The sequence below is a fragment of the Pseudanabaena sp. PCC 9330 genome (assembly GCF_055795045.1).
In genome coordinates, this window is the sequence record NZ_JAYFES010000117.1 from 37,519 (window position 1) to 50,614 (window position 13,096).

Below are 13,096 nucleotides of genomic sequence, written 5' to 3' on the forward strand. Positions count from 1 at the left end.
AAACTTAGGGTGGTACTCAGGATGTTAATCGTCCCAGAGGCGGCGGCGGGCTGGCCCCTGGAGGCGATTGTGGGTATCTCGCAGCAGGGCGGGAATGTCTAGATTTTCGGGGCAGCGGGGCAGGCAGTCGCCGCAGTCGGTGCAGCGATTGGCTTTGCGGCCCGGAAACCAGTGGCCCGCCTGCTCAAACATGCGGTAGCGGTAGGTGCCAAAGGGCTGCATATCGTAGGCAACGGCCAGATTGCGCAGGCGCAGCACCTCAGGAATGTGGATGGCCTCGGGGCAGGGCAGGCAGGCGTAGCACTGGGCACAGCGATCGAGGCCAAGGGTAGCAGCGGCATGGTTTGAGAGGCGATCGAGGGCGGTGGTTTCGTCAGGGGTGAGGGGGTGGGTCTGGTGGGCGAGGGTGGTGAGGGGAGCAAGCTCTGTGGGGGTGGCGGGGCCGGTGCTGAGGGTGGTAAGACGCGGATCGCTGAGCAGCCAGCGGTAGGTAAGTGCTAGCGGCGTGAAGGGGGCGCAGAGAGCCTCTAGCTGGGCTGGCGGGCTGTAGAGCATACCCCCCTTGTCGCCGGGAGAGATGATAAAAATACCCATGTCCCGCTCGGTCGCCAGATCGATCACTGGGGCGTGGTGTTGGAAAAAGTAGTAGTAGTGCAGGTTGACGAAGTCGAACTGGTCAGTGGCGATCGCCCCCTCGATCACCGCCCGACTGCCGTGGGTTGAGAAGCCCACATGGCCAATGCGGCCAGCCTGCTGAAATTGCCGCACCGCCGCCATACAGCCCGAGGGGTCGCTCACCCAGGCCAGATGCTCTGGCGTATTCACCCCGTGGATAGCGAGGCAGGGGAGGTAATCGAGACCCAGGTGACTGAAGGATTGCTCTAGCCGATCGGCCATGGTGGCGGCGTCGGGCTGGGGGGTAATTTTGGTGGTGATGATGAGCGGCTCAGGTCGGTCGGTCTGCTTGAGAAAATTGCCCAGCCACTGCTCACTGGCACCGTAGCCCTGGGCGGTCTCGATGTGGTTGATGCCCAGCGCTAGCCCGGCATTCAGAGTGTGGCTAAAGTTTTCTTCAGACCCTAGGGCGCGCATGGTGCCGAGGGAGAGCACCGAGAGGTTGAGATTTGTGCGGCCAAAGCGACGGTAGTGCATGCTCCGTCAGGAATCTGAACTTTCTAGGGTGTCGTTGCTGGTGGAAGACTTACCCCGATGGATGAAGTCGGAAGGGTTGATGTTGGCCAAAAACGCTTGGAAAGCCTGGGTTTCGGCGGCGTCGGCGTCGGTGTCGACGGGGAGAGAGGCCTCGGCGATGACCTCTTCCATCACCCAGATCGGGGCGTCGAGGCGGAGGGCAATGGCGATCGCATCGCTGGGCCGAGAGTCTAGCTCCCGGCGAATCTCGCCCTTAGAAATGGTCAGCAGGGCAAAGAAGGTGTTGTCTTGCAGGGAGTGAATGACTACCCGCTCAAGGGTCATATCCCACTCGTCGATCAGGTTGACAAATAGATCGTGGGTGAGGGGGCGGGGCGCGGGCTGGTTTTCGAGCACCGCAATGATAGAGTTGGCCTGCTCTTTGCTGATGTAGATCGGTACTTGACGGCGATCGGTCGTATCGCGCAGTAAGATCACCGGAGTTCGCGACATGGCATCGAGGGCAATCCCAGCGACTCTCATTTCAATCATTGGTCTGGCCTCTTAGATCCATTTGACTGGCGTGCTCTAGCGTTACCTAAAGATCTGAAAACGATATCTCTAGTGTACTGGGATGATTGAATACTGGACTATGGGGCAGCTGGGGAGGGAAACCGTCCGTTGGCGGCGGCAAAACAGGCTTCTGGAGCCTATCTAAGCTTATCTGTGGTCTGATCGAATTCGAGATACTCTAAAGAAAAAAACAAAGAAAAAACGTATTGCTCTCAGTATGCCCGGCTCGCGCCCTGGAGAACCCCAAAAAATGTTCAGGATGCGATCGCGCCCCTGGGGTCTGAGGGCAGGCTAAAAATTCTTCAGGTCAGCCATGTTCACCGGACTCATTCAGGCCCAGGGCACCCTATTTCACAAGGGCGACACTCAGGTCTACATTCGCTGGGGGGCCAGTGCTGCCCCCGCCGCCTTTAACCCCGTTGAGCTGGGGGATAGCATTGCCGTAGACGGCATTTGCCTAACGGTGGAGACGATTTTGCCCGATGGCTTTGTGGCGGCGGTATCACCCGAAACGGTCGATCGCACCAGTCTGGGCCAGCTGGCCGACGGCAGCCGGGTCAACCTAGAGTCGTCGCTGCGGGTGGGCAGCAAAATTGGCGGTCACTTTGTTACCGGGCACATTGACGGGCAGGGGCATCTAGAAGCCGCGACGGCCACCGCAGATTCGTGGCGGCTGAGCTTTACCGTGGGCGATCGCCGGGTGGCTCGCTATATCGTGCCCAAGGGCAGCATTGCGGTCAATGGCATCAGCCTGACGGTGGCCGACTGTAGCCCCAGCGGCAACTGGTTTGCCGTGGCGGTGATTCCGGTGACCTACCGCGAGACCACGCTGCAATACCTGCGCCCCGGCCAGGCGGTGAACCTAGAGGGTGACGTACTGGGCAAATATGTGGAGAAGTTTGTGGCTGGGGGGGAGGCGATCGTAGGGGACAGGCGGCCAGAGGGGCGATCAGATGGGCTATCGCTAGACTTTCTGGCCGAACACGGCTATTGATCGCCTAGAGACGCCCCAGCGCCCTGACTCTGATTTTGCCCCTTGATTTTTACCAGAGTCCAGTACTGTCGTGAACTGCAACCCTAGGTCAGCCTGACGGCCATTCCCTAAGCCAGCGCCCCACCGCAGCTCGACCCAGCCCCAGCGGTGCAGCCGTAGCAGTAGGTACGGGTTTGCACCGCTCCAATCAGCTCAAGGGAGTTGGCTGTGAGCAGATCGGCCACGGTCAGCACCTGACCGTGGGTAGACCGGCTAGGTACGGCCTCCATTTGGTTGAAGTCGCAGTCGTAGAGGTTGCCCTTGTAGTCAACCGAGAGCTGCTGGCGGCACATCAGGTTGGCGACGGTGGCGGGGTTGTGGTGGTCGGCTAAAAATTGCAGGTAGGGCCAGTAGAGGTCTTTACCCTCCAGAGAATGCTTGACTCTGCCAATGGGCAGGTTAGTGATGGTATAGAGCTGGTTAAAGGTGATGTCAAAGTGCGATCGCAAATAGGCTGCATAGTCTTGCTGGAGTGCCGCCTGGTTGGGGGTCAGCCTAAACTCGGCACTGCGCGGCACAGGCGGGTTGTAGACCAGGTCTAGCTTCAGCGCCGGGCTGTGGCCGTAGCCCAGCTGGTTGAGACGCTGCAAGCCGCGAATCGAGTCACCGTAGACCCCGGCTCCCCGCTGCTGGTCGACATTGTCTTCGAGGTAGCAGGGTAGCGAGGCCACCACCTGGAGCTGGTGACGGGCAAAGTACTCAGGCAAATTTTCGTAGCCCGGCACCCAAAAAATCGTCAGGTTCGATCGCACTATCACTGTCTTGCCCAGCGATCGAGCCGCCTCTACCAGGGGCCGAAAGCCGTAGTTCATCTCCGGTGCGCCGCCGGTCAGATCGACTGTGGCAATTTGTGGAAACCGATGGAGCAGCTCAATCAGCTGGTCAGTGGTCTGGGGCGAGAGTTCTTCAGTGCGTTTGGGGCCAGCTTCTACATGGCAGTGGGTGCAGGCCAGATTGCACTTGCGACCCAGGTTAATTTGCAGCACCGTCACCGGCAGCTTGCTGAGGGGCTGCCCAAGGCGCTGATCAAAGGGGGTAACCTGATGAACTGGGGATGGGGGAGACTGAACCATGAGCCTACGGCGATAAAACAGCGTCAATTTAACAGGATTTCCGGACACGATGACCCAGCCCCTTGGGTTTGGGCTCAGAGATTACCTCGGGGCAGTCTTTTGAAGGTATCAAGTCCCGCCTGGGCGAGTTTAGATAGGGGGCTGTGGTTTTTCCCTCGGCATAACTCTACCCCTGGGCTTAGATAAAATTTATTAAACCCCATCGACCTGAAAATATCCTGAGATCTAGGCCTAGCCCAGAATGCCATTGGTCTTGGCAAAGCCAGTGGGTAGACTTGACACTAACGCTTTAGCTGCGGCTATGGACTCTCTTCCCGCCGGATTACCCCAGTCTATTTCCCCAGAGGAGTGGGGCAACACCCCGACCAGCATTCAGTCTCTGGTCAGGTCGCTGCTGGCTGCAAATGCGGGAACTGATCCAGATATCCTGGCGCTCCAGGCTCAGATTCAGCGAGAAAAAGCCTTGAATCGGGTTGTCCAGGCGATTCGCAATTCCCTCGATCTTGAGACTGTTTTTGCCACCGCCACCGCCGAAGCGGCCCAGCTGATGGCCCCCCTCGACTGCTATGTCTCGCAGTACATGGCTGAGACCGAGCTGTGGTGTACCGTAGCTGAGTACCGCCATGACCCCAGTTTGCCTCCTACCATCGGGTTTCAGATCGCCGACGCGGGCAACCCGTTCTCGGCGCAGCTCCGCCGTCTAGAGACGGTGTTTTTAGACGATACCAACGCCGTTGAACATGAGGTCAACCGCTCCGTTGCTGAGACTACACCAGGGGCCTGGTTGCTGACTCCGATCGCGGTGGAGGGGCAGATCTGGGGCAGCTTTTCGATGGTGGCGACCCAGCGGCCCCATCGCTGGAGCCGCGACCAGATCGAGCTGGCCCAGGCGATCGCCCACCAGCTTGAAGTGGCGATTCAGCAAGCTCACCTCTACCGTCAGGTGCAGCTTGAGCTAGGCGAACGCCACCGGGTCGAGGCCGCTCTCAAAGAAAGCCAGGCCCGCTGGCAGGCGGTGGCGGCCAATCTGCCGGGGGCAATTTTTCGCTACCGGCTCAATCTCGACGGCACCGACAGCGTACTCTACATGAGCCCTGGCTGCACCCGTCTGTGGGAGGTAGAACCAGAGGCTGTGGTAGCCGATGCCAGCATTTTGTGGGCCATGGTGCACTCCGATGACCGGCCCGCCATGTACGCTTCTGTGCTGGCCTCGGCCCAAGCCCTCACCCCTTGGCACTTCGCCTGGCGCATTACCACTCCTTCAGGGCTAGAAAAGTGGCTTGAAGCCAGCGGCCAGGCCATCCGTGAGGCCGACGGTGGCACCCTGTGGGACACCCTCATTCTTGATGTTACCGATCGCAGAAAAGCCCAGATCGCGCTTCAGACTAGCGAAATTCGCTTCCAGAGTCTGGCGGACAACGTCCCTGGAGTGCTCTATGGCTATCGTTTGCGGCCTGACGGCAGTGACCAATTTGTCTATATCAGCTCTGGGTTTCGCGACGTCTACGGTTTTGAGCCCGACGGGGCGCTCATCGATACCAGCGTGGTGTGGGACCTGATTCACCCCGACGACATTGCCCACCTGCGGCAGACTATGGAGGTTTCTTGTCGCACCCTAGAGACCTGGCGGGTTGAGTACCGGGCGATCATTCCAGCCGGGGTGGTGAAATGGCTCCAGGTCGTCGCCCGCCCCACGGCCCAGCCCAACGGTGACGTGGTCTGGGATGGGTTGATCATCGACATTAGCGATCGCAAGCAGGCAGAAGCCGCCCTTGCCGCCAGCGAGCGCAAGCTTGCCACCCTGATCGACAACCTGCCCGGCTACGTCTACCGGGTGCGCAACGACCCAAACTACACCCCCGACTTCATCAGCCAGGGGGTAGAGGCGATTACCGGCTATGCCGTTGAGGAGTATCTGGTCAGCCGCACCATCTCCTGTGGGCAAGAGATTCACCCCGACGATGGTGAGCGGGTTTGGGAACAGGTACAGCAGGGGTTGGCTAATCGGCGGCCCTACGAGTGCGAATACCGCCTGATCACCAAGGCTGGCGCAGAAAAGTGGGTCTGGGAGCGGGGCCAGGGCACCTACGACAGCAACGGCATTTTGCTCTACCTAGAGGGCTTCGTCACCGACATCAGCTGCCAAAAGCAGGCCGAAGCCGCCCTGCGAGAAAGCGAAGCCCGCTATCGGCTGCTGGCCGAAAACACCAACGATCTGGTCTGTCTCCACAGTCGTCAGGGTGAGTACCTCTACGCCAGCCCCTCCTGCTATGCGCTGCTGGGCTATCACTACGAAGCCATGCGGGGACAGCCCCTAGATCAGTTTGTCCACCCTGACGATGGCGATCGCCTCTGGGCTGAGGTGGCGATCGCCGTCGCTGGCGACAAGGCCAACCCCGTCACCTACCGAGTTCGCCACAGCCGGGGCCACTACCTGTGGTTTGAGACCCTGATCCGAGCCATTGTCAATGGGGTTGGGCAAGTGGTGCAGCTCCAGACCACCTCCCGCAATGTCACCGACCGGGTCCGCACCCAACAGCAGCTAGAGCACGATGCCCTGCACGACGTCCTCACCGGACTGCCCAACCGCCACCGCCTGATGGCTTGCCTTGGCCAAGCCATTGCTCGCTCTCAATCCGACCCCAGCTATTGCTTTGGGGTGCTGTTTCTCGATCTCGATCGCTTCAAGGTGATCAACGACAGCCTGGGGCATCTGGCGGGCGACCAGCTGCTGATCGAGATTGCGGCCAGGCTCAAAGCCACCCTGAGACTGGGCGACCTGGCGGCGCGCCTGGGCGGAGACGAGTTTGTGGTGCTGATGCGCCAGCTCGACCAGACCACCAATCAGGCTGAGGCCGCCATCGCCCAGGCCGAGCGGATTTTTGCTGCCCTGGTGGCTCCCTTCACCGTGGCCGGGCGCGAAATATATGCCACTGCCAGCATTGGCGTGGTGCTGGGCCACCGGAGCTACGGACAGGCCGAGCACCTGCTGCGCGATGCCGACATTGCCATGTACCGGGCCAAGGCCAGGGGCAAGGCCCGGTACGAAATTTTTGACGCCCAGATGCACATTCAGGCCGTGACCCGGCTGCATTTAGAAAGTGATCTGCGGCGGGCGATCGCCCAGGGCAATATGCTGCTGCACTACCAGCCCATTGTCGCCCTAGACAATGGTGCCGTGGTGGGTTTTGAAGCCCTGACCCGCTGGCAACATCCCAGCCGGGGCACTGTGCCCCCTTGTGACTTTATCCCCCTAGCTGAAGAACTGGGGCTGATCAGTCGGCTCGACTACTGGGCCATGACCACCGCCTGCCAGCAGATGGCCCATTGGCAGCGTCAGTTCCCTGCCCTGGGGCCGTTGACCATCAGTGTCAACCTGTCAGCCCAAGATCTGCGCCAGCCCGATTTGCTCACCACCCTCGATCGGGTGTTAGCCAACAGCACCCTGCCTGGCCCTTGTCTCATTCTAGAAATTACTGAGAGCATGCTGATTGACGATATTGAGGCCACCATTGAGTTGCTGGCGCAAATTCAAACTCGCGGCGTACAGATTAGCATTGACGATTTTGGCACTGGTTATTCATCCCTGAGCTATCTGCATCGGCTGCCGGTCAACTACCTCAAGGTCGATCAATCTTTCGTGGCCCAGGCCCAGGCGGGCCTGCCCAACCACCCCATTGTCGCTACCATCATGGCTCTGAGTAACGAGCTAGGCTTGGCCACCATTGCCGAGGGCGTAGAGACCGACTACCAGCGCGACTATCTGCGTCAGCTGGGTTATAGCCTGGGCCAGGGATACCTGTTCTCTCGGCCCCTAGACGCAGATGCGGCCAGACATTTGCTGGCTCAGGCCTGCCACAATGATGCCGTTTAGGGAGCTAGCCTGACTTGGTCACGCCCCTCGTCTTTGGCCTTGTAGAGAGCATTGTCTGCCAGTTTTACCAGCGCCGCAGGGCTGCCCTCTAGGCCACTGGGGGTCATGCTGGCTACCCCCAGGCTCATGGTCACCACTTTGGCCACCGTAGACCCAGCGTGGGGAATGCGATGGCTGCGCACCAGCAGGCGGATTTCCTCGGCGACTGCCTCGGCTCCTTTGAGATCGGTATTGGGTAAGACAATGACAAATTCTTCGCCACCGTAGCGGGCCACCAAGTCGCCGGGGCGTTTGGCGGCTCGGCTCAAAGTACGGGCCACTAACTGTAGACAGTTGTCGCCCGCCTGGTGGCCGTAGCGATCGTTAAACCCCTTGAAGCAGTCGATGTCGGCCATGATCACAGCCAATGGCCCCTGTTCTCGACTCATGCGGCGCCATTCTTGATCGAGGTGTTGCTCAAAACGGCGACGGTTGGCCACACGGGTGAGACCGTCGAGGTAGGCCATTTTCCTGAGCCGCTGGTTGGCTAGGGTGAGGTCTTGGTGTAGCTTGGCCTGCTGAATGGCAATGCCCACCTGGGTGGACAGACTCTGCAACAGCCGCACATCTGAAGTCCGCCAAGCTCGGGGCGATCGGCACTGATGGGTAATCAGCAACCCCCATAGAGTATTGTCCTTTAGCAGAGGCACCACAATCTCCGCCTGGATTTGAAAATATTCTAAAAACCCCAGGTGGCTAGGGGGCAGGTTTTGGGCGTAGATGTCTTCAACTGCCAGCCCCCGCCCGGCCCGATAGTGGCTGAGAAAGGTTTCGCTCACTGACCAAGGATCGCGCAATGTCCAGCCCAGCATACTGGGGTAGTCGGGAGAGCAGGCTTCTTGAATCACCTCGCCGCCCATGTCGGGGCCGCACTGGATGACAATGACCCGGTCAGCCTCAATAAACTCTTTCACTGAGCTCACGGTCTGGGCCAAAATGCTGTCGAGATCGAGCAGATGGCGAATGCGCTGGGCGATTTCGGCCACCAGTCGCTCCCGCTGGAACTGGAGCTTAATTTCGGCTTCGGCTCGCTTTTGGCGAGTGATGTCGAGGGTGACACCGGCCAGCCGAGGCGGTGGCTGACCGTGATCAAACACCTGGCCTCGGGCCGACAGCCAGCGGGTGCGATCGCCTTGATAGCACACGCGAAACTCAATCTCGTAGCGCTGCCCGTGGCGAATGGCGTGCTGTAGGGCCTGGTTTACCGTGGCCTGGTCATCGGCGTGCAGATAGGTAAACAGGCTGTCGTAGCTGCCGTCAAATTCGCCGGGGGCCAGCCCCAGCAGCCGTTCTTGCCCTTCAGAGATAACGATTACGCCCTGGGAGAGATCCCAGTCCCAGGTGCCCATTTGGGCTCCTTCTATGGCCAAGGCTAGTCGCTCTTGCTGTTGCTGAAACAGGGCCGCAGTGTAGTGACAGGCCGTCAGCTCTGCGGTGTAGCCGTTGATCTGTCCAGGGGCGGCAGCCAGGGTATAAAACTCTCCATGGCTTAGCAGCCCCAGCCAGTGGTGGGCTTGGTCAACGATAGGCTGGAAGGGCTGATCGGGGTGCGGGTCGCCAAACACTAAGGGCCAAGCCAGGGGAGTGCCTAGGGCTTGTAGCTGGGCGAGGGGGGTCATCCACTTCTCGGCGGGGGTTTGGCTAAAGTCGACCTGGTTACCAGCGGCTTGGGCGGCATTCTCGTAGTTAAAGATGCCAACCAGGGTGCCGCCCCGGTTAACTAAGGCGTAAGTTTTAGCGGCATTTGCCATGGCAGACAACACCTGTTGCAGCGTGTCATCTACCTTCACCGTCAGGGGCGATAGATCGATCACAGCGGCGGCTGGAACAGGTTTTGCCAGGTCATTGTCAAGCACAGCTCAGGCGCTCAGAAGGGAGTTGGTACTTGTAACCATGGGACATTGCTGCGCCGTTGCGGTTATCGGTCTACAACGGCGACAGCCCTACCTCTAGGAGTAGTACTGGTTATACCAGTATTGAACCCTGGGGCGCTTAGAGTTCCCGAATCGGGGCTAGTTTGGCCATACATTGAGGTGGACTTAACAATCCTGGGCGCAGAAAGGTTGCGTAACTTTACGGGAATTAGGGGCCAATAGAATTAGGGGCCAATAGTTTTCTCCGATCGTTTGGGCTTTTGAAGGGATGAGATTTTCATCTGGGGAGTTCTCTATACTTAAAAGAGTATGTTGAGTGAGCCTGAGCCCCTGTCTGACCTGTCGCCGATTCAGCATGAGACCCTAGAACTGCTGGAATGGCCTCGGCTATGCCAGCACCTGTCGACCTTTGCCGCTACGAAGATGGGTGCTTTGGCCGCCCAGCAATTGAGTCTGCCCGATTCCCAAGCGACCAGTACCCACCTGCTGGCTCAAACCCAGGAGGTCTATGACCTCGATCAGCGCAACGATACCCTCAACTTTGGCGGGGTTCGCGATATTGGCCCAGCCCTAGAGCGGGCCTATCGTCAGGGGCTGCTGGGGGGCGAAGAGCTGCTGGCGATCGCCACTACCCTGGCCGGTGCCCGCCAGCTGCGCCGCACCATCGACAGCCAGCCGCCCGAAGATCTGCCGGTGCTGCAAGCCCTGGTGGCCGATCTGCGCACCCATCCCGACCTAGAGCAGCAGATCTACCACTGCATTGACGATCGCGGCGATGTGACCGACCGGGCCAGCCCTAAACTCGGGGGCATTCGCGATCGCCTCAAGGCCACCCGTCAAGACATTCAGCAGCGGCTCCAGCGCATTCTCCAGCGTCAGGCTGGGGCCATGCAAGAGCCCCTGATCACCCAGCGGGGCGATCGCTTTGTGCTGCCGGTCAAAGCGCCCCAAAAAGACGCCGTACCGGGCATTGTGCACGACGCCTCGGCCAGTGGTGCCACCCTCTACATCGAGCCCCAGGCCGTGGTGGAGCTGGGCAACCGCCTGCGCCAGCTCCTGCGCCAAGAAAAAACTGAAGAAGAAGCAGTGCTGCGCCAGCTCAGCCAGGCCGTAGCCGAGGTCTACGACGACCTCGCTGAGCTGGTGGCCATCGTCACCGCTCTCGATCTGGCCTGTGCCCGTGCCCGCTACTCTTTGTGGCTAGGGGCCAACCCGCCCCGCTTTATCAAACCCTACGAGCAGACCACCCTGCGAGAGCTGCGCCACCCGCTGCTAGTGTGGCAGCAGCGCCACGAACAGGGGCCAACCGTCGTGCCCACCACGCTGCTGATGCGCCCAGAGCTGCGGGTGGTAGCGATCACCGGGCCAAATACCGGAGGCAAAACCGTCACCCTCAAAACCCTTGGCTTAGCGGCGCTCATGGCCCGCGTCGGCCTCTTCGTACCCGCCCGCGAGCCGGTGGAGCTGCCCTGGTTTGATCAGGTGCTGGCTGACATCGGCGACGAGCAATCTATCGAGCAGAGTCTCTCCACGTTTTCGGGCCATATTCGCCGCATTGGGCGAATTTTGGCAGCCTTAGGGCCTAGGGAAGAGGGTGAGATCGAGGCTCCTAAAGGGGACTGGGATGACCCTAACCAGCCTCTAGATCCCACTCCATCACTACGCCCTTACCCCATCACCAACGACCTCATCCTTCTCGACGAGGTGGGTGCGGGCACCGATCCTACCGAGGGCACGGCTCTCGCCATTGCGCTACTCAAGGATTTGGCCAGCCGAGCCCGGCTGACCATGGCCACCACCCACTACGGCGAACTCAAGGCGCTGAAGTATCAAGACCCACGGTTTGAAAATGCCTCAGTGGAGTTTGATGAGGCCACTCTGTCGCCCACCTACCGGCTGCTGTGGGGTATTCCCGGTCGGTCAAACGCCCTGGCCATTGCCCGGCGTCTGGGCCTAGATGCCGTCGTGGTCGATGAGGCCGCAGCCCTGATGGCCATTGGCTCTAGCGACGATGTCAACCAGGTGATTGCCGGTCTCGAAGCCCAGCGCCGCGACCAGGAGGAAAAATCCCAGGCGGCGGCGGATCTGCTGGCCGCTACCGAAAAGCTCCACAACGAGGTGCAGCGTAAGGCCGACCTGCTGCGCGAGCGTGAGCAAGATCTCAAGCTTCAGCAGCAGCAGGCGGTACAGCAGGCGATCGCCGAAGCCAAGCGCGACATTGCTAAGGTAATTCGTCGCCTGCAGCAGGGCGACGCCACCGCTCAAGATGCCCAGCGGGCCACGGCGGCGGTGGATGCGATCGCCGCAGCCCACCTGCCCGCTGCCCCCAGCCCCACGAAACCGGGTTATCGGCCCGCGGTGGGCGATCGCATCCGCATTCCCAGCCTCGGGCAGACCGCCGAGGTGCTCACCGCCCCCGACGACGACCACCGCATTACCGTGCGCTTTGGCCTGATGAAAACCACCGTCAGCCTGGCCGACATCGAGTCGCTGCGGGGCGAAAAGGCCGAGGTGCCGGTAAAAGTCAAACCCGTAGACACCGTACCCCCGCCCCAGGCGGCCCCGCCCGCCCCCGCCGTGCGCACCAGCCGCAACACAATCGACCTGCGGGGCATGCGGGTGGCCGAGGCCGAATCGGTAATCGAAGAGGCAATCGCCAAAGGCAGCGGTGCTCTGTGGATCATTCACGGCCACGGCACCGGCAAGCTCAAGGCTGGCGTGCACGAGTACCTCAAGCGCCACCCCCAAATTCAAAAGTTTGAGCCCGCTGCCCAGGCTGACGGTGGTACTGGGGTGACCCTAGCTTACTTTTAGAGCCTAGCGGCGAAACACAAACAGGTTGCCCGTGGCCCCGCGCCCAAACCGCAGATCTTCATCTAAGTAAGAGGTAATCCACAGTGCCTCCTGGCGGAGAAATTCGAGTACCGGCACCGTGATCTGGGGCAGGTGCAGCCCGGCAATGCCGAGTAGGCGGGTCGCCTGCACGCTAAACGCGCCAAAACTGACCCGAGCACTTTCGCCCTCGTCGTAGGGTTGCCAAATGCCCTGGGCCGTAGCGGTGATCTCGCCCCACAGCGGCAGAGAAATCACTGCGCCGTTTTCGGTGCCAATGGCAGCGCCGTTGTCTTCGGGGTCGGTCAACCGCTGCCACACCCGCCGAATGCCTATAGGTAAGGGGATCTGGCGGCCAATACGCCGGGTTACCACCGTGCCTCTGGAGGCATAGACCAGTGCCCATGACCCCAGCAGCAGGGGCCAGTGCTCTTTTCGCAGCGGTTGGTCGATGGGGGTGAGCCCCTCTAGCTCACAGATAATCTGGTCGATAGCAGGGTGCTCAGCCGGGAGAATGGCGTCTTCAGGATCGAGGGCATCGATCTGTTGGATCAGCAATTTTTTGAGCTGGGTGCGGCGTTGGGAGATCAGAGTCATGGTGATGAAAACAGTGATGGGGTGGCCGGTGATGGCCTAGGTCTAGAGCTTTAGGATACCCAGCGACGAT

The 13,096-nt window shown here is 60.4% G+C and carries 8 protein-coding genes; 3 read left to right on the forward strand and 5 right to left on the reverse strand.

Features of this window, described 5'->3' with window-relative positions; all coding sequences use genetic code 11:
* Nucleotides 1-24: 24 nt before the first annotated feature.
* Together AC0QKW_RS22380 and AC0QKW_RS22385 are read right to left on the reverse strand one after the other, a co-directional pair.
* Nucleotides 25-1,152, reverse strand: a complete 1,128-nt coding sequence (locus AC0QKW_RS22380; protein WP_473153322.1) for an aldo/keto reductase — start codon at nt 1,150-1,152, stop codon at nt 25-27.
* Between the two features lie 6 nt (nt 1,153-1,158).
* A complete protein-coding gene (locus tag AC0QKW_RS22385; RefSeq protein WP_473153323.1) occupies nt 1,159-1,683 on the reverse strand; it encodes a bifunctional nuclease family protein in 525 nt (174 codons plus the stop codon).
* Between the two features lie 334 nt (nt 1,684-2,017).
* On the opposite strand from AC0QKW_RS22385, the gene AC0QKW_RS22390 reads away from it, so the two are divergent.
* Nucleotides 2,018-2,698: a riboflavin synthase gene (locus tag AC0QKW_RS22390; protein WP_473153324.1), complete on the forward strand. Its 681-nt coding sequence runs from the start codon at nt 2,018-2,020 to the stop codon at nt 2,696-2,698.
* A gap of 107 nt (nt 2,699-2,805) precedes the next feature.
* Here AC0QKW_RS22390 and arsS read toward each other — a convergent pair whose 3' ends face one another.
* Nucleotides 2,806-3,810: an arsenosugar biosynthesis radical SAM (seleno)protein ArsS gene (arsS, locus tag AC0QKW_RS22395; RefSeq protein WP_473153325.1), complete on the reverse strand. Its 1,005-nt coding sequence runs from the start codon at nt 3,808-3,810 to the stop codon at nt 2,806-2,808.
* Between the two features lie 301 nt (nt 3,811-4,111).
* On the opposite strand from arsS, the gene AC0QKW_RS22400 reads away from it, so the two are divergent.
* Nucleotides 4,112-7,684 (forward strand): EAL domain-containing protein, encoded by a 3,573-nt coding sequence (locus AC0QKW_RS22400; RefSeq protein ID WP_473153326.1) that lies wholly within the window; start codon nt 4,112-4,114, stop codon nt 7,682-7,684.
* Here AC0QKW_RS22400 and AC0QKW_RS22405 read toward each other — a convergent pair.
* Nucleotides 7,681-9,579, reverse strand: coding sequence for a diguanylate cyclase domain-containing protein (locus tag AC0QKW_RS22405; RefSeq protein ID WP_473153327.1), 1,899 nt, complete (start codon nt 9,577-9,579; stop codon nt 7,681-7,683). The genes AC0QKW_RS22400 and AC0QKW_RS22405 overlap by 4 nt on opposite strands.
* A 327-nt stretch (nt 9,580-9,906) precedes the next feature.
* Here AC0QKW_RS22405 and AC0QKW_RS22410 point away from each other — a divergent pair, with 327 nt between their 5' ends.
* A complete protein-coding gene (locus AC0QKW_RS22410) occupies nt 9,907-12,411 on the forward strand; it encodes an endonuclease MutS2 (protein ID WP_473153328.1) in 2,505 nt (834 codons plus the stop codon).
* Nucleotides 12,412-12,414: 3 nt separating this feature from the next.
* Here the strand turns inward: AC0QKW_RS22410 and AC0QKW_RS22415 are convergent, their stop codons facing one another.
* A complete protein-coding gene (locus tag AC0QKW_RS22415) occupies nt 12,415-13,026 on the reverse strand; it encodes a PAP/fibrillin family protein (RefSeq protein ID WP_473153329.1) in 612 nt (203 codons plus the stop codon).
* Nucleotides 13,027-13,096 lie beyond the last annotated feature (70 nt).